The organism is Hyalangium sp. (genome assembly GCF_035629615.1).
GTDB lineage: Bacteria > Myxococcota > Myxococcia > Myxococcales > Myxococcaceae > Hyalangium.
The window spans coordinates 1-17606 of the sequence record NZ_DASPHO010000526.1; the positions used below are offsets into that span (position 1 = coordinate 1).

15 protein-coding genes are annotated in these 17606 nt (G+C 69.7%); 11 read left to right on the top strand and 4 right to left on the bottom strand.

The genetic code is table 11. The features are described 5' to 3' along the window. The 7 genes from VD972_RS26645 to VD972_RS26675 all read left to right on the top strand — a co-directional run. A partial coding sequence (locus VD972_RS26645) for a carboxypeptidase regulatory-like domain-containing protein (RefSeq protein WP_324991556.1) occupies nucleotides 1-246 on the top strand: 246 nt, incomplete at its 5' end. Between the two features lie 4 nt (nucleotides 247-250). Then, nucleotides 251-2161 carry a hypothetical protein gene (locus VD972_RS26650; protein ID WP_324991557.1) on the top strand — a complete coding sequence of 637 codons (1911 nt, stop codon included), beginning with the start codon at nucleotides 251-253 and terminating at the stop codon, nucleotides 2159-2161. Beyond that, nucleotides 2158-3870 carry a protein kinase domain-containing protein gene (locus VD972_RS26655; RefSeq protein WP_324991558.1) on the top strand — a complete coding sequence of 571 codons (1713 nt, stop codon included), beginning with the start codon at nucleotides 2158-2160 and terminating at the stop codon, nucleotides 3868-3870. Before VD972_RS26650 ends, VD972_RS26655 begins: the two co-directional genes overlap by 4 nt. A gap of 69 nt (nucleotides 3871-3939) precedes the next feature. Further along, a complete protein-coding gene (locus VD972_RS26660) occupies nucleotides 3940-4506 on the top strand; it encodes an acyltransferase (RefSeq protein WP_324991574.1) in 567 nt (188 codons plus the stop codon). Nucleotides 4507-4541: 35 nt separating this feature from the next. Then, nucleotides 4542-5489: a fatty acid desaturase gene (locus VD972_RS26665; protein ID WP_324991559.1), complete on the top strand. Its 948-nt coding sequence runs from the start codon at nucleotides 4542-4544 to the stop codon at nucleotides 5487-5489. Further along, complete coding sequence (locus VD972_RS26670; RefSeq protein WP_324991560.1) at nucleotides 5474-6601, top strand: ATP-grasp domain-containing protein; 1128 nt, start codon at nucleotides 5474-5476, stop codon at nucleotides 6599-6601. The genes VD972_RS26665 and VD972_RS26670 overlap by 16 nt, the downstream gene beginning before the upstream one ends. 35 nt (nucleotides 6602-6636) lie before the next feature. Next, nucleotides 6637-7626: an NAD(P)H-quinone oxidoreductase gene (locus VD972_RS26675; protein ID WP_324991561.1), complete on the top strand. Its 990-nt coding sequence runs from the start codon at nucleotides 6637-6639 to the stop codon at nucleotides 7624-7626. 13 nt (nucleotides 7627-7639) lie between these two features. Here VD972_RS26675 and VD972_RS26680 read toward each other — a convergent pair whose 3' ends face one another. Further along, entirely contained in the window at nucleotides 7640-8107 is a 468-nt protein-coding gene (locus VD972_RS26680; RefSeq protein ID WP_324991562.1) for an allene oxide cyclase family protein, read from the bottom strand. 122 nt (nucleotides 8108-8229) lie between these two features. Between VD972_RS26680 and VD972_RS26685 the strand changes: the two genes are divergently transcribed. Continuing rightward, nucleotides 8230-9267: an agmatinase family protein gene (locus VD972_RS26685; protein WP_324991563.1), complete on the top strand. Its 1038-nt coding sequence runs from the start codon at nucleotides 8230-8232 to the stop codon at nucleotides 9265-9267. On the opposite strand, the gene VD972_RS26690 is transcribed toward VD972_RS26685, so the two are convergent. Continuing rightward, on the bottom strand, nucleotides 9268-10290 hold the full coding sequence (locus tag VD972_RS26690) for an ATP-binding protein (protein ID WP_324991564.1): 1023 nt from the start codon (nucleotides 10288-10290) through the stop codon (nucleotides 9268-9270). It abuts the gene before it with no gap. 171 nt (nucleotides 10291-10461) lie between these two features. Here VD972_RS26690 and VD972_RS26695 point away from each other — a divergent pair, with 171 nt between their 5' ends. Together VD972_RS26695 and VD972_RS26700 are read left to right on the top strand one after the other, a co-directional pair. Continuing rightward, a complete protein-coding gene (locus VD972_RS26695) occupies nucleotides 10462-11790 on the top strand; it encodes a trypsin-like peptidase domain-containing protein (protein ID WP_324991565.1) in 1329 nt (442 codons plus the stop codon). Nucleotides 11791-11802: 12 nt separating this feature from the next. After that, the gene (locus tag VD972_RS26700) at nucleotides 11803-13761 is read left to right on the top strand and encodes a protein kinase domain-containing protein (RefSeq protein ID WP_324991566.1); all 1959 of its coding nucleotides are present in this window, start codon (nucleotides 11803-11805) and stop codon (nucleotides 13759-13761) included. Between the two features lie 4 nt (nucleotides 13762-13765). Here the strand turns inward: VD972_RS26700 and VD972_RS26705 are convergent, their stop codons facing one another. Further along, nucleotides 13766-15520, bottom strand: a complete 1755-nt coding sequence (locus VD972_RS26705) for a hypothetical protein (RefSeq protein ID WP_324991567.1) — start codon at nucleotides 15518-15520, stop codon at nucleotides 13766-13768. A 64-nt stretch (nucleotides 15521-15584) separates the two neighbouring features. Then, nucleotides 15585-15971, bottom strand: coding sequence for a VOC family protein (locus VD972_RS26710; protein ID WP_324991568.1), 387 nt, complete (start codon nucleotides 15969-15971; stop codon nucleotides 15585-15587). A 28-nt stretch (nucleotides 15972-15999) separates the two neighbouring features. Here VD972_RS26710 and VD972_RS26715 point away from each other — a divergent pair, with 28 nt between their 5' ends. Next, entirely contained in the window at nucleotides 16000-17592 is a 1593-nt protein-coding gene (locus VD972_RS26715) for a response regulator (RefSeq protein ID WP_324991569.1), read from the top strand. Nucleotides 17593-17606: the final 14 nt, after the last annotated feature.

Sequence of the window (17606 nt, forward strand, 5' to 3'; positions counted from 1 at the left end):
AGGGCCTGGATGCGCGGGCGCGTCCGCTCCACCCAAGGGCGCCCTGTCTCAGCCACCCTCAAGATCGCCGAGACGAAGCTCAAGACCCATACCCGTTCGACGGGGGACTTCGAGCTCCGCCTCCCGGCCGGGCGCTACCGCGTCACGTTCGAGGCGCGAGGCTACGTCTCGCAGACGAAGATCGTGGACGTGGGCGCTGGGGATCAAGCCCTGTTCTACGTGGATCTGTCACCGCAGGAGAACTGATCCCTTGCGCGCCCTCTCGCTCACGCTTCCGCTGCTCCTGCTCCTCTGGGGATGCGAGGGGTGCGACAAGAAGCCCGCCGCACCCCAGATCGCGAAGCTCACGCAGCTCCAGGGCCAGGTCACGGTGCAGCGTGAGGCGGCGACTCGCGCCGCCCAGGCGGACGAACCGCTCTCCCCTGGGGAGACGGTGGTCACCGGGCCCGGGAGCACCGCTCGGGTGCGGTACATCAACGGGGCGGAGGTCGAGGTGGCCGAGAACAGCCGCTTCCGCGTCAATGGCACCCCGGAGGCGCTCACCCTGGAGCTGCAAGAGGGCCGCGTCGTCTCGAGCTCGCCCCAGGCCCCCGGCAGCGGGCTCACCGTCACAGGGCGCTTCGGCCGGGCGGAGCTGCTCACCGCTTCGGCCATCGTGTTCGACCTCCGCGAGGAGGAGCCCAAGCTCACGCTCCAGTACGGAGACATTCGCGTGATCGGCCTGGATGGGCAGACCGTCCCCATCGTGATGGGCAAGGAGATCGTGCTCTCGGACGACGAGCCCGCGGCGCCGCCCCCAGTGCAGGTGCTGCTCGCGCAGGCGATCGTCTTCACCCTCGAGCCTGAGGACGGCAAGGTCCGCGTGCGGGGCGCGCAGGAGTCCGTCTTCACGGAGCTCGCCCTGGATCAGTCCCGAGCGCTTGGCCCTGGCTCGGCGTTCGAGATCCCGGCGAAGGCCAGCGCGCGCCTGTCCTCCAACGAGCTGAAGGTGAACCTCTCCGGGGACACGGCAGGGTCGCTCCAGGAGGCCTCCCGCCAGGGGGAGCAGAAGACCTACGCGCTGCAGCTCAGCCGCGGCAAGGCCCGGCTCCAGTTCGGCGCGGGGCAACACACCTTGAAGCTCACCGACGGCCGCGGCCAGGTGGAGCTCAAGATCTCCGAGCAGAGCACCGTCTCCGTGAGCGATCCCCAGGCCGGAGCCACCGTGGCGATCCTCACCGGCCAGGTCGAGCTGGTGGCCGATGGCAAGACCACGGTCCTCCAGGCCGGCGAGAAGATGAGCCGCGCCTCGGAATCGCCTCAGGTTGCACGGGAGCCAGTCCCACCGCTCGTGCTCCCGCCGGGCGGCAGGACGCGGGTGTTCTCCGACGGGCAGCCCGTGACGGGGATCCAGGTCCCCTCCTCCTCTGGAGGGCCGCTGCGGGTCGAGGTCGCCCAGGAGGCCTCCTTCCGGGAGCCACTCCTCGTGGGGCGAGTGGGGACGGACTGGGTGCGCGTGGAGCCACCGGCTCGCGGTGAGCTGCACTGGCGCTTCCTGGGTGAGGACGGAGCCGTGCGCACGCAGGGCTCGGCCCGGTTCGAGCAGGACCGCGGCCGCTCCTCGCTCGTCGCCGAGAGCCCGAAGGCCGAGGTCATGGAGACGGGCCTCAACGCCCGCGTCCTCTTCCAGAGCGCCGCCCCCGCGCTGCACTTCACCTTCTCGCCCCGGGAGGGAGCTCGCACCTACCAGCTCCGGCTCTACCGCGCCTCCGACGCGAAGACGCCGATCCTCCAGCGGGTGACGAACAAGACCCAGTACATCCTGGAGCCGGGCTCGCTCGGCGAGGGGCGCTATCTCTGGTACGTGGCGGCGCTGGGACCGGGAGGCGACGAGCTCGCCGGCGGACGGATGAACAAGCTCGAGCTGGTGTACGACAACGAGCGCCGGGGCCTTGCCCTCAGCCGCCCGCGACCGGGGGAGCGCCTCGGGCGCGGCGAGGTGCCCGTGGAGGGCGTGGTCCCGCTTGGCTCGCGGCTGTTCCTCAATGGCCAGCCGGTGGCGCTCGACGCCAAGGGCCGGTTCTCCCAGCGCCTGCCGCCCACGGAGCTCCTGGTGTTCCGTCTCGTCTCGGGGCAAAGCGAGGCATACTGGGTCCGCACCCTCCGGAGTGGCCGGCCATGACGTCTTCGCCCGCGGTGATTCCCTTGACTCGGCCAGTCACCACGCCTCGCCGATTCGGCAACTACGTGTTGATCCGCAAGCTCGCCGAGGGCGGCATGGCGGAGATCTACCTCGCCAAGCAGCTGGGCGCGGAGGGCTTCGAGCGGGACGTGGTGCTCAAGTGCATGCTTGATCACCTCACCCAGTACCGGGAATTCGTCTCCATGTTCCTGGACGAGGCGCGGCTGGCGGCGCGGCTGCACCACCCGAACATCGTCCAGATCACGGATCTGGGGGTGGCGGACAACCGGTACTACATCTGCATGGAGTACCTGGCGGGCGACGATCTGGACGCGGTGATCGCCGCCGCCCACTACCAGCGTGAGGGCGTGCCGATCCCCATCGCCGCCCGCATCATCCTCTCTACCCTGGAGGGCCTGGAGTTCGCCCACGGCTACCAGGAGCAGGGGCAACCCCTGGGGCTCGTCCACCGCGACATCTCCCCCTCGAACATCTTCGTCACCTACCAGGGCACGGTGAAGGTGCTCGACTTCGGGATCGCCAAGGCCTCCTCGCGGATGACGCAGACGCAGCCGGGGCTGCTGAAGGGCAAGTGGGGGTACATGTCCCCCGAGCAGGCCCGCGGGGAGCCCACCGATGCCCGGAGCGATCTGTTCTCGCTGGGCGTCACCTTCCATGAGCTGCTTACGGCCCGCCGGGTCTTCGAGCGGGACAACGAGATCGGCGTGCTGCTGGCGCTGATGGCTCAGCCCATCCCTCCGCCGAGCCACACGCGCCCGGAGGTGCCTCCGGCCCTCGATCGGATCGTGATGAAGGCGCTGGAGCGACGCGCCGAGGATCGCTACGCGAGCGCCGCGGAGATGCGCGCCGATCTGGAGGAGTTCCTGCGTGTGACGCCCTCGGTTCCGGGCGTGTCCCAGCTCGCGCAGTACATGCAGCGGCTGTTCGGCCAGGAGGACGTCGAGCGCAAGACGAAGATCCCCTCGCTTACCGAGCTCGAGGCGATCACCGCCCAGCCGTCGCCGCCGTCGGTGGAGGACCCTGTCGGGTTCGAGAAGACTCTGGTGCGGCCGTCGGTTCCCCAGGGGCTCCCTGCGATCGTCACCCAAGCCAGCCGGCCCCCTCCTGCCCCTGCGCCTCCTGCACGAAGCGCAGGGCTGTCCATGGCGATTGGCGCGCTGGCAGCGGTGGCGCTGGTGGCATTGGGGGGAGTCGCGGCCTGGTACTTCGTGACGCCTCCGGTTCCTGCGGCTCCCGTGGTGGCGCAGCTGCCGCCCACGGTCATTCCGACTCCGCCAGTCCCGCCAGTTCCACCCGTGGCGGAGCAGCCACCGCCACCTCCTCCGGAACAGCTCGCGGAAGTGAAGTCCCCACCGCCGGTGATACCGAAGCCGGTGCGTGCTCCAGCCCCGCTCACCGCCGACGGCGTCGTCCGGGAGGTACGCAAGCACCAGAGGAAGCTCCGCAAGTGCATCGATGCGCACCGCACCGAGCTGCTCTCGATCCCCCGATTAATGCTCGTGCTCACGATCGCCAACACCGGGAGGGTGACGGACACCCGGGTCACCGAGCCGAGCTCAGCGCCGACGGACCTGGCTCAGTGCTTGAAGGGCCACATCAGCAAGGTGAACTTCCCCCGCGATCCGAACCGGCCCGAGTTCCAGATCCAGATTCCGTTGGTGGTGAATTCACCGTCCACGCCTAAGTGAAGTAAGTCAGGGCCCGTGGAAGAACTCGACGCCCGCCGCCGAGAGCAGCACAAGCTGAGGCTCTCGTGGATGCCCTGGCTGTACTTCTCGCTGAAGCCTCGCCACCGGAAGTGGGCCGAGGAGTGGCAGCGCGAGGTGCAGGCGCGCTTCATGGAGCTGGAGACGGTGCAGATCGCGGAGGGCTGCTTCGTGGCGCCCGAGGCCCGCCTGTTCGCCGAGCCTGGGCGCACCATTGTCGTCGGGCCCGGCTCGAGCATCGCGGCGGAGGTCTTCGTCCACGGGCCCGTGCTCCTGGGGCGGGAGGTGAGCATCAACGCTCGTGCCAGCCTGGACGGTGGCACGGCGGGCATCCACCTCGGTGACGGGACGCGCATCGCCACGGGCGCCACGCTCTACGCCTTCAACCACGGGCTCGATCCAGAGCGGACGCTCCGCGACCAGCCGGTGACGTCTCGCGGCATCCGCGTGGGCTCGGACGTGTGGATCGGCGCCAACGCAGGTGTCATCGACGGGGTGACCCTGGGAGACCACTCGGTGGTGGGCATGGGTGCGATCGTCACGCGCGATGTGCCCGCGTGGGCCATCGTCGCCGGGTCCCCCGCCAGGATCGTGGGCGATCGACGAGAGCGGCGCTGAACCGTGGCGGGACTTGGGAGATACTGGGGGCCCCTATGAGCAGCGCGCCCAGAGACTTCCGCAGCATCCCCAACCGCCTGAACACGCTCCTGACGGTGAGCGTCTTTTCCGCGCTGGTGGGGCTGCTCGTCCTGGGGGCGCACGTGGAGAGCGGCTGGGCGCTGGGCCTGTGCGTGGCCGTGTTCGCCGTGCTCTTCCAGACGCAGTTCGCCCTGCTCCACGAGGCCTCGCACCTCAAGCTCCACTCGGACCCGGTGTGGAACCGCTGGCTCGGCGTGCTCGGCGGGCTGCTCTTCCCGATCTCTTCTTCGATGCTCTCCATCACCCACTGGAGCCATCACCTGAAGAACCGCAGCGATCAGGAGATGTTCGACCTCTACTATCCGCATCAGTCGCGCGTGGCGCGGACAATCGGCTGGTACCTGATGCTGGTGGGGTTCTGGTACTGGATCATCCCTCCCTTCCTGCTGCTGCTGCTCGTGGCCCCGGGCGTGTTCCGGCGCATGTCCGAGCGGCTCCACATCGCCGAGGCCATCTTCCGCCACCCGGAGATCAGCGTCGGGCGGATCCGCGGGGAGCTGCTGCTGTGTGCCCTGGCGGTGACGGGCGTGTGCGTGCTGTCCGGCCTGTCCGTGGCACGGCTGGCGATCTTCTACGCCGCGGCCGGGGCGATCTGGTCCGGTGTGAACTACCTGGAACACTCTTACGCGCCGCGGGACGTGCTCAAGGGAGCCTTCAACTTGCAGGCCCCGTGGCCGTATGGCTGGCTCAACCTGCACCGCGAGCTGGACCTCAACCACCACGCCTACCCGGAGGTGTCGTGGATCCACCTGCCGGCGCTCTCTCCGAAGGATGAGTACCACCGCTCCTACCTTCGTCACTACTTCCGGCAGTGGACCACGGGCCCGGCGCTCACGCTGGGGCCGGGCCCGAAGCCCCTGACCGAGATCCCTCGCAAGTACCCCTCGTGCGAGTCCTCCTGACAGGTGCCCGCGGCATCCCCGCGCTCGCGGCGGTCCGCCAGCTCCAGCGGGCCGGGAACGAGGTGCTCGTGTGCGACACCTTTCCGACCCACGCCACCCGGCACTCGCGTGAAGTGGAGCGCTCCTTCCAGGTGCCTGCCCCTCGCTTCGAGGAGGAGGCGTTCATCCAGCGCCTGCTGTCGCTCATCGAGGAGCACCGGGTGGATGCGCTCGTGCCCACCGGGGAGGAGATCCTCTATGTGGCGCGGCATGGAGAGCGGCTTCGGGAGCGCTGCCTGGTGGTGGCGGATAGCTTCGAGCAGCTCGTGGCCCTGCATGACAAGGGGGTGTTCAACCAGCGCGTTGCCGCTCGGGGCCTGCCCGCGCCGGGAACGTGGCAGCTGGAGGGACCGGGGCACCTGGAGATGCTCCTGCGCGAGCACCCCCGGCTCATCGTCAAGCCAGCCTTCACGCGCTTCGGCCAGAAGACACGGGTGATCCAGGCAGGAGCCTCGCTCGCGGGCCTCGACTTCCAGCGAACCTTGCTGGCGCAGCAGTTCATCGAGGGGACGGAGCTGTGCACCTCCAGCCTCTTCTGGGAGGGCGCGCTCCTGGCGCATGTCTGCTACCAGCCGCGGTACCGGTTCCCGGGAGGGCCGGGCTACTACTACGAGCCGCTTGGCCATGCGGGGACGCGGGAGTGGGTCCTGCGTTTCTTCGAGGGCACGCGCTTCACGGGGAGCCTCGGGTTCGACTTCATCGAGACCGCGAGCGGGGAGCTGTTCGCGCTGGAATGCAACCCGCGGATGACGAGTGGCTTCCTCCTGTTCCCGGAGGATGGGCGGCTCGGACGGGCGATGTTCGGTCAGGGCATCGCCGAGCCCGATCTGGACACGCCCGCGATGCTGGGGCTCGTCATGTTGACCACGGCGCTCCCTCGGATCCGCTCGTGGAGGGAGCTGCGCGAGTGGTGGCGAGCGTTCGGCGTTGCACGTGACGCGCTCTGGCGGCGGGAAGATCTCAAGCCTTTCTGGTATCAGCTCGCCGCGTTTCCCCACCTGTTCCAGCTGGCACGGCGCCATGGACTGGCGATGGGCGAGGCGACGACGCATTACACCGAGTGGAACGGCTGAGCCCTGGATGGGGTAAGGCCCCTTCCGAGGTTCCCATGAAAGTCTTCCGCACCACAGGCGCTGGCGGTCCCGAGGTCCTCTCCCTGGACGAGCGCTCTGATCTCACTCCTGGCCCCGCGGAGCTGCTCGTCCGGGTGCGGGCCACCGCGCTCAACCGGGCGGATCTGCTCCAGCTCAAGGGGCAGTACGCCCCGCCGCCGGATGCGTCGCCGGACGTTCCCGGGCTGGAGTACGCGGGCGAGGTGCTCGCCGTGGGGCCGCGGGTGCGCCGCTTCCACCCGGGAGACCGGGTGATGGGGCTGGTGGGGGGCGGCGCCTGGGCGGAGCAGCTCACCGTCCATGAGCGCGAGGCCCTGCCCATGCCGGAGGGGATGGACTTCACGGACGCGGCCGCGCTGCCCGAAGCGTACCTCACGGCCTTCGACGCGCTCGTGCTGCAGGGAGGAATGCGGCTGGGAGAGACGGTGCTGGTCCACGCGGTGGCGAGCGGCGTGGGCTCAGCGGCGGCGCTGCTGTGCCGGGCCATGGGAGTGCGCGTGGTGGGCACCGGGCGCAATGCGCCAAAGCTGGCGCGCACACGAGAATGGGGGGTGGAGCGCACGGTGCTTGTCGATGGCACACCACCGCGCTTTGCCGAGGCAGTGCGCGAGGCCTCGGGTGGCCGAGGGGCCGATCTCGCGCTGGATCTCGTGGGCGGGGACTACGTCCCGGAGACGCTGGAGGCGCTCGCGCCCCAGGGCCGGGCCCTGCTCGTGGGGCTGGTGGCGGGCAACAAGACCCAGGTCAACCTGGGCACAATCCTGATGAAGCGGCTGCACATCACAGGCACCGTGCTGCGCAGCCGGCCTCTGGAGGAGAAGATCGCCCTGACCCAGGCGGCGGAGCGTCACCTGCTCCCGCTGTTTCGCTCAGGAGCACTGAGACCCGTCATCGATGCCGTGTGGCCCATAAAGGACATCCGGAACGCACTCATGCGCATGGCGAGCAACGAGACGGTGGGAAAGGTCGTCCTGCGCTGGAGCTGAAGCGCCTCTCGACTCAGGGATCCAGCAGGATCTGGTAGATGAAGTCGAACTCCTTGCCCAGCGGATCCCGGAACTCTAACTGCATCTGCCCTCGGGCTCCGTTGAAGTTCCTCGTGCCACCCGTGATGGCCAGAGTCGATCCCTTCGTGTCGAAGAAGGGCCCCTCCACCGTGAGCTGCCCCTCGTCGAGGAAGGCCGTCCACATGCACTCCCAGGACTGCCCCGCCACGACTCGGATGCAGTAGCCCTGGGTTGTGCCCACCTGCCGCGTGTTGTCCTCGTCGAACAGCGGGTTGGCGAACGTCAGCACGTCCCCCGCGGAATCCCCCATGGGTGCATGGTCGGTGACGGCATCCGTGTCCGCGTGCTCGATGACGCGGAGGGTCCGGAGGGTAGGCACCTCCTCCGGGTCACCGCCGCAGCCCACCAGTGCCACGCTGAGCACGAGCCCCAAGCCGAACCTCACCACAGCCTCTCTCATGTAGACTTCCCCTTGAGCTCCGCCCAACGCAGAGCCAGGCATTCTACCCACGTGGCGCTTGCTCGTTCGAGCGCAGAGCGATGGTGATTGCCAGGCACGAGGGGCTTATCCTGCGCCGGTCCATGGCTACCCACTTCGACCCCGGCGCCGCCGCCTCCCCTGATTCCGGCATCTTCGGCCTCCCCCACTCTCCCGACGAGGCCCAGGTCGTCCTCGTCCCCGTCCCTTTCGAGGCCACCACCAGCTACGGCGGCGGCACCTCCGAGGGCCCCGGCGCCGTCCTCCACGCCAGCCGCCAGGTCGACCTCTTCGACGTGGAGACCGGCCGCCCCTACGAGCGTGGCATCGCCCTCCTCCCCGAGTCCGAGAACCTGCGCGCCTGGAACACCCGCGCCAAGGAGCGCGCCCAGCTCGTCATCGAGGCCGGTGGCGTGCACGCCGACCAGCCTGATCTCCGCGCCGCCGCCGCCGAGGTCAACCAGCTCTCCGAGAAGATGAACGACTTCGTCTACCGCACGTCGAAGCAGTGGCTCGACAAGGGCAAGCACGTGGGTGCCATCGGCGGGGATCACTCCATCTCCTTCGGCTCCATCCAGGCCCACGCCGAGAAATATCCTGGCCTCGGTGTCCTCCACCTCGATGCGCACGCCGACCTGCGCAACGCCTACGAGGGCTTCACCTGGTCCCACGCCTCCATCATGTACAACGTGGTGCAGCGCCTGCCCGGCGTGAAGTCGCTCGTCCAGGTGGCCATCCGCGACATGAGCGAGGAGGAGCACCAGCTCATCGAGCTCTCCAACGGCCGCATCCACGCCTACTTCGATGCCACGCTCCAGCAGAAGCAGTTCGACGGCGTGCCCTGGAACCGGCTGGTGGACGAGCTCGTCTCCCACCTCCCCCAGCACGTGTACCTCTCCTTCGACATCGACGGCCTGGATCCCGTCCTCTGCCCCCACACCGGCACGCCCGTGCCCGGCGGCCTCTCCTTCCCCCAGGCCAATGCCCTCATCGCGGGCGTCGTCCGATCGGGGCGCACCATCGTCGGCTTCGATCTGACCGAGGTCGCCCCCGATCCCGAGGGCGGAGAGTGGGACGGCAACGTGGGCGCGCGGCTGCTCTACAAGATGATCGGCTGGATGCTGAAGTCTCAGCGCGCCTGATCAGCCCCGCGGCAGCAGCAAGCTCAGGGTGCAGCCCTTCGCCGGAAGGGACTCCGCCGACAGCGCGCCACCGTGCAGGCGCGCCAGCTCCGAGGCGATGTACAGCCCCAGCCCCGTGCCCCCGTCGTCCGGCCGGGCCTGGAATGGCGCGAACAGCCGCGGCAGCTCCTGCTCCGTGAAGCCAGGCCCTTCGTCCCGCACCCGCACCGTCACCAGCGCATGGGCGGCGAGCAGCTCCACTCGCACCGCACCCCGGCCCTTCCCGTAGTGCACCGCGTTGGCCAGCAGCCCGTCGAACACCTGGCGCATGCGCTCGGGATCGAAGTGCAGCCCCACCGGCCCTTCCGGCACGGTGAGGTGGATCGCCACCTGGGGCTCCTGCGCCTGCCATGCCTCCACCGCGCGTCGCAGGTGCGGCAAGAGATCCTCCGCCACGCACTGCAGCGTCACGCTCCCTGCCGCCAGCCGCGCCGCCTCCTGGAGACTCCTGCTCACGAACTCCATCGAGCGCAGCTGTGCTCCCAGCGCCTCCACTGCCTGCCGATCCACCGCGGAGGCCGCCTGCAACCGCTGCAGGTGCTCGCGCGCCGCCGCCAGCGGCCCCTGGAGCGTCTGCGCCACCCAGTGGCCCAGCGCCTCCACCGGAGGGGACTCTGACAGCAGGCGCGGCTCTGGCAGGTGCGCCAGCTTCTGGCGGATCACCGCCTCGAAGTCGGTGATCTCGAAGGGCTTGTGCAGAAAGGCCGAGGCCTCTGGCGCTCCCTGCGGGAGCACCGCGCTCAGCAGGATGACCGGCACGTCCTTGAGGAGCTCATCGCCTCGCAGCCGGCGGCACAGCTCCAGCCCGCTCAACCGCGGCATCATGTGGTCTGTCACCACCAGCTGAGGCCGCTTGGCACGCGCCAGCCCGAACGCCTCTTCCCCATCCCGGGCCCTGAGCACGTCATGCCCCAGGTCCTCCACCACCTGGCTCAAGACCTCGAGCACCGCCGGTTCATCGTCCGCGACCAGGACGAGACTCATCTCTGCCACTCCTCGGCGCCGGTGAAGGGGCCCCTCAAACCCACCGCCACCCGAGTACTTGATCTATTAAAGAGCCGCACACCGCATCCAGACGGCCCAGGGAATGCTGCGGGGTTCCCGACAGTCCTGCCGTCGCTCGCTCAACACCTGGGGTGTAAAGGGAGGTATGGAATGAGGGTCGCAGGTATGAAAGGGTGGTTGTTGACTGCGTTGTTGCTGGCCTCCAGCGCCCAGGCGGATCTGGCGCGCCGCCGGGACGCGATCGTCGAGGTGGTCCAGAAGGTCTCTCCCGCGGTCGTCTATATCGGCACCGAGCAGGAGGTGGAGACGCGCTTCCGAGGTCGGCGCTCCTACCTGGAGGACTTCTTCGGCGGCGGGCGCGAGGAGCGGCGGCGCGTGCAGGGGCTCGGCAGCGGCGCCATCATCGACGCCTCCGGCATCATCGTCACCAATGACCATGTCATCCGTGGCGCCTCCGCCATCCACGTGGTGCTGGCGGACGGCCGCACGCTGGAAGCGGAGGTGCTCGGCAGCGACTCGCCGAATGATCTGGCGGTGCTCCGGGTCAACCCCAAGGAGCCGCTGCCCACCGCGAAGCTGGGCACGAGCTCGGATCTGATGATTGGCGAGACGGTGATCGCCATCGGCAGCCCGTTCGGTCTGTCCAAGACGGTGACCGCGGGGGTGGTGTCCGCCACGGGCCGCACGTTCCGCGCCGAGGACGGCACCGTCTACAACGACTTCGTCCAGACGGACGCGGCCATCAACCCCGGCAACTCGGGCGGGCCGCTGCTCAACGTGGATGGAGAGATCATCGGCATCAACACCGCCATCTTCGCCAGCGCACAGGGCATCGGCTTCGCGATCCCCGCGGACAAGGTGCGGCGCATCGTCGAGGAGCTGACGCGCTTCGGGAAGGTGCGCCCCGCGTGGGTGGGGATTGACGCCGTCGATCTGCCGAGTCAAGTCGCCGCACAGCTCGGCTGGGATCGCTCGTACGGAGCGCTGGTGGCCAGCGTAGAGCCCGGCAGCCCGGCCGAGCAGGCAGGAGTCCGCCGAGGGGACGTCGTGGCGGAGATGGCGGGCTCGCGGATCAGCGACTCGGAGGACTTCGACACCCGCGTGCGCGGCTACCCGGCCCGCTCTCCCTTTCCCCTGGTCCTCTTCCGCGAAGGCGGCCTGCGCACACTCCAGGTGACTCCCGTGGAGTTTCCTCCTCGGCTCATCGAGTCGCTCGCCTGGGATCGACTAGGACTGCGAGTGAAGGAGGTTCGTGGCTCCCTCGCCATCTCCGGCGTGCGGCCAGGCTCGATCGCCCAGGAGGCGGGCCTCGAGCCAGGAGACGTGATCCTGAGGGTCAACAACCAACCCATCCCTCACTCGGAGGCCTTCCGAGAGGCCCTGCTGACGGCGAGACGGGGACGTAGCGTCTTGTTGCTCGTACGCCGGGGACGGTATGGGTACCACATCACCCTCCCGTTCCAAGGCCAACGCCTCTAGCATGATCACCGCATGAGCCAGGTTCGTTATCAGCCCCTCGGTCCGCTGTTGTCGGGCGAGGGTTCCCGCGCGTTCCTCGGGTTGGCCCTCGAGGAGGGCGCTCCTCCTCGTCCCGTGGTGCTCATCTGGGCACCGCAGGAGGTGGCTCAAGACGCGGATCTGTCGGAGAAGCTGCGCCGCGAGACGAACCGCGCGCTCGTCTTCGAGCACCCCAACATCCTGCGCGTGCACGGCCTGGCGACGCTGGAGCAAGGCCTGGCGCGCGTCACCGAGTATGCCGACGGCGAGACGCTGCGCCGGGTGATGGAAGTCACGCCGCGGATTCCGCCTCCGCTGGCCGCGAAGATCGTCGCGGACGCGGCCATGGGCATCCACTACGCGCACATGGCCGGCAACGATGACGGCACGCCACTGGTGCACGGGGACGTCCGGCCGGAGACGCTGATCATCTCCTTCACGGGCGTGGTGAAGATGACGGGCTATGGGGCGCTGAGTGTGGCGCCTCGCGAGCGCGGGGGCCGCCGCGTGCGCAACCGGCGCAAGTACAGCGCGCCCGAGCAGCTGCTCGGCGGGCGCGATGCCGTCAACATCCAGACGGACGTGTTCCTCCTGGGGCTCACCCTCTATGAGCTCCTCACCGGGAAGATCCCCTTCAAGGACGCGAAGGACGCCGACACCGCCACGCTCACCGAGGCGCTCCCCGCCCTGCCGCTGAACATCCCGCGCGGGCTGGACGCGGTGGTGCACAAGGCCACCGCCAAGCGCGCCAATGAGCGCTACCCCTCCGCGCTCGCCCTGCGCGAGGCCATCATCGAGGCCATGGGCGCGCTGCCGCCGCAGGACGTCCTCTCGACGTTCATGAACCGGCTCTTCCCGGTGACCGACGAGGCCCGCTCGGCGCGGGGCAAGGTGCTCGAGTTCGGGATCTCCGAGGCGCTCAAGCATGGGAGTGCTCCCAAGCCCGCGACGGGCTCGGCGCCCACCGTCGCGCCCGCCGCTCCGGCCACGGTGTCGTCCACCCAGCTCCCGAAGATCCCCGCCGCTCCTCCTCCGTCGTCCACCAAGGTCCCCACGGTCCCCGCCGCCAACCCCTCCAGGCCCCCGGCCCCGGCCGCGGCTCCTGCGACGACGAGCTCCACCACGCTCCGTCCCGTGGCTCCCGCGGCTCCCGCTGCAGCGCCCGCGCCCGCTGCTGCCCCCCCTCTCACGCCCCAGCAGCCTGTGGCGGCGGTACCCGCACCGGCGCCCGTGCCTCCCACGCCGGCTCCGCCCGCACCTCGCTCTCGCCTCCCGTTGGTGATCGCCTCGCTGGCCCTGATCTCCGTGGCGGCGGCCGTCGTCGTGGCCCGTGACAGACTCCCGCTGAACATCCCAGGCCTCGAGGATTGGCAGGCCAGTGACACCCCGCTGACCATCACCGCCCCGCCTCCCGCCGACCTGCTGCTGGACCTCGCCGACGCGGGGATGCCTGCCGACGCTGGCGTCCTGGTGCTGGTGGAGGACGCCGGGGTGGCGGATGCGGGCATGGATGGCGGCGTGGATGCCGGCACCGAGCCCTCGCTGGAGCTGATCGTGGATCCGCGTGTGGAAGCCCTGCTCTCCGATGGTGGGGTGCTCGGGCGCACGCCGGTGACGTTGCCCATGCCGCCCGGCCGGCACGTGCTGTCCCTCAGCAACCCGGCCCTGGGCATCCAGACCTCTCGCACGGTGACCGTGGCGCCCGAGGGCCGCACCACCGTCCGCATCTACTTGAGCAAGGGCTTCGTCAACGTGCGCGCCCCCGAGGGGGCCTCCGTCCAGGTGGACGGGCGCAACGTGGGCAAGGCTCCCGTCGACGAGCTGGATCTCTACGAGGGCTACCACCGGCTCGTCGTCACGGTGAACGGCGCGCGCTGGCAGAAGTCCTTCCTGGTCGAGCCCAACCAGCGCGTCAACTTCAGCGTCGACTTCGAGAGCGAGGAGGACGAGTAGCGGCTCAGGCGCTCTTGCGGCGCCGGATCATCTCCTCGTACGAGCGGCCCACGCTCTGCGCCAGGATCATCAGCTCACCCACATCCGGCGTGGTGAGCTGCTCCGGGCCGTTGTCCAGGTACAGCAGGTGGACGACCTTGCCGCGCACGAGCAGCGGGAGGATCACCGACGTCTTCGGGAAGGGCGGCTCCGGCCGCTTGTCCGCGCCGAGCAGCCGGTAGAAGACGTTCATCGCCGTGTCCCGGCGGACCGGGCCGATGTAGTGCGAGCGCGTGTCTCGCACGAGCCGGAAGGTGTTCCCCTCGCGCAGCGCCACGCCGATGCGGCGGACCGCCGCGTCCCGGACACCCCTGCCCATCCCGTGCCAGCCCGTGACCAGGTTGCCTTGCACGGACAGCAGCAGGCACCGCCGCCACTTGCCCACCGCGTAGCGCAGCACCGTGGTGGCCACGTCCTCGCGATCCGAGCTCTGCGCGAGCTGTGCCTGGGCCTCCACGAAGGTGAGCGGCTTCGGGGCCGCCGGGCGGGCCGTGGCTGCGGGGCGGCGAGTGATGACCTTCCCAGGTGCGGCGACCGGCTTCCCTGGTGCCGCGACGCCAGGATGCCCAGGCACGGCGGTGGCCGGCTTCCCAGGCGCCGCGACGCCAGGCTTCGCGGCCATGGGTGGCGCCTTGACCGGAGGCTGTCCGGGCGGAGCGGCGGGACGAGCCACGGGCGGGACGATCGGCGCCACGGGAGGCAGCGTGTTCAGCGGCTGAGCCGGGCGCATCGTGCCGTCGTCCGAGGGGATGGGGATGAAGCCCGTGGTGGGCCGGCGCGCGGGCGTGTCCGCGGGGGCGGGAATGAACGGGAGCTCCGGCACGGGCGGCGAAGGCTCCGAGGGAGCGGGCCGGAACGGTGTCACGGGCGGGGCCGACGGCAGCGCGTGGTCCGGGACTGGAGGCCTGTTCGCAGCAGGGTGCGCATCCTCCAGGACGGGAGTGCCCACCGGGATCGTCCACATCGCGAGGGGCGGCCGCTCGGGCTGCGCGGTGGGGATGGGGACATACACCTCCTCGGGCGCCACCTCCTCCTCCACCATCTCGCCCGTGATGACCTCCTCCTCCTCGGCGGCGGCCTCGGCAACAACCTCCTCCCCGGTGATGACCTCTTCCTCTGCCTCCAGCAGCTCGTTGATCAGCTCGGAGCGAGCGCCGCCGGTGAGGGCCTGGGCGTAGACGGACTGGAACTCCTCCTCGCTGATGAGCTCCGTCGACTTGGTGGGCTTCGCCGGCGCGCCGGACGCCTCCTGCACCGTCTTCGACGGCCGGACGGAGTTCATGTCGATGGCGCGCAGCGGCCGGAACGCCTTGCAGTAGCGGCGCAGCAGCTGGTTCATCCGGAACTCGGGGATGACCACCGGCACCACCCGCTTGCCCGTCTTGAACGCCAACGCGTCCAGCGTCGGGTAGTCATGCGGGTTGATGACCGCGAGGCTCAGCCTCGTCGCGTCCACCCGCATGGGCAGGTAGTCCTTGTTGTCCGCGTCGTTGAGATCCACCAGCTCCAGCGCCTGGGGCTCCGGCGTCATCGTCCCGGAGGAGTGGGCGCACCCGTGGATCTGCCCGAGCATGCGCGCCAGGTCCTTCTCCGACAGGAGCCCGAGCTCCAGCAGGTTCGTCCCCAGGCGCCCGCCGTGGACGACCTGCGCCTCCAGGGCCTCTTCGAGCGCCTGGGACGTGATGAGCTTCTCCTGGATGAGCAGTTCCCCAAGGCGCATGTCTCCCCGCTTGATACCTAGGGGGTTCGCCTTTCGCAAGACGACCCGTCACGGTTGTGCCCTGTCAGTCCTCCGGGTGATGGCTGAGGGCCACCCGGTTGCCCTCCGGGTCCCGGACGTAGAAGGTCCAGCGCGTCTCGTGCTCCAGGGGCACCCCCGCCCGGGAGAAGGCCTCCACGGCCGAGGCCCGGGCGGCACGAGGGATGCGCAGGGCCAGCAGCAGGAGCCCCGGCCGCTCGTGCCGGAAGGGCAGCTCCTCGGGGGTGCCTGTCGCGGCCTCAATGGCCAGAAACCCCCCGCCAGGTACCCCCACCCAGATGCTCCTCAAAGAGCCATCCGGGCGGTGGTGCCGGGTCAGCTCGGACAGCCCCAGCAGGTCCCGGTAGAAGGCGGTCACCCGCTCCACATCCCGCGCCTGGATGGCCACATGGTGGAAGCCCTGAACGTCCATGAGGCGGATGCTATGGTGACAGGCCCCCATGGCGCGACTGCTCATCGTCGAAGACAACCGCGAACTCGCCTCCTTGATGGTGGCGGCAGCCCAGAGCCGTGGCCACTCTGCCCAGGCGGTGCACACGGGCGAGGAGGCGCTCGCCCTGCTGCGCCCCAAAGCCTTCGACGCGGCCGTGGTGGACCTGCACCTGCCCGACATGCGCGGCTCCGAGCTGCTCACCGCGCTCATTCCCCACGCCATCCCCGCGATCGCCATCAGCGGGGTGTACAAGGGGGATCGCCTCGCCCGGGAGGCCATCACCGTCTACGGCGCCCGGGACTTCTTCCCCAAGCCGTTCGAGCTGGATGCCCTCCTGCTGGCGATTGAGCAGAAGTGCGGCCTCCCCCGCACCGTGCTCCCCCCCCCGCCGCCGCCCGAGGCCCAGGAGGAAGAGGAGGCCATCCTCGAGCTCATGGACGTGGATGTGGCTTCGGAGGAGGCCAAGAAGGACGACGACGACGGCGACGACGACGACGGCGACGACGACGACGAGGTCACCCAACCCTTCGCCACTGCGCTGCCGCCGGACGCATTGCTCCCTGAGGAGGAGCCCCCGCCCCGCGCGGCCCACCCCGTGCTCGGTCCCGACCCGGCGCTCCTGGCCGAGCTGGCCGAGGCCACCGCGACGAGCGAGCCCCGGCCCGGCACCCAGCCCCCGGTCGATCAAGCGCCTGCTCCTCCCAGTGAGAGCGAGGCAGAGCCCGGACCTGAACCCGAGCTCCAGGCTCCTGAAGAGCCAGAGGTCCTGCCCTTCGGCCAGCGCGAGAAGGTATGGGCCAAGCAGACCGGCCAGGAGGCCCCTACGCCCGTCCGCGTGGGCCGCCGCACCCTGCCGGAGTGGACGCTCGAAGGGGAGATCAAGGAAGCCACCATCCCCCGGCTCCTCAACGCGTACTACGAGGCGCGTCACCATGGGGAACTCAAGCTCAAGCAGGGCCAGATCCTCAAGGTCGTCTACTTCGAGGCGGGCAAGCCCGTGTACGCCGCGTCCAACCTGGCACACGAGCGCTTCGCCCGCTTCTGTGCCCGCCGCGGCCTGCTGTCCGAGAGCGACCTGCAGGCCGTGTCGGCGCTCTCGAAGGAAGGGGGAGTCCGCACCGGGGACGCGATGATGCGCCTGGGCCTCCTCGACGCGGAGAAGCGCCGGGTGCTCGTCGAGGATCAGGTGAAGGAGATCATCTGGTCCGCCTTCGCCTGGTCGTCCGGAGGCTATGGCTTCAGTCCCATGCGGCTGCAGCGGGCGGGGCTGGTGCCGCTGTCCATCTTCCCGGGGGATCTCATCCTGGAGGGTGTGCTCAAGCTGGAGACCCTGATGACCCTGAGGCAGAAGATGCCGCGCGCGCGCCGGCTCACCCCGACGGCCGATGCTCCCTATGCGCTGCACGAGCTGAAGCTGACGGGCCCCCAGGCGATGCTGCTGGCCTACGCGGATGGCTCCAAGACGGTGGAAGATCTGCTCACGCTCACGGACCTCTCGGAGCGCGAGACGCTGGGCACACTGCACGGCCTGGAGCTGATGGGCATCCTCCAGGAGCGGCGCGAGGAGCCCAGCAAGCGCCGCATCTCCTTCGGACTGTGACGGCGGAGCCCGCA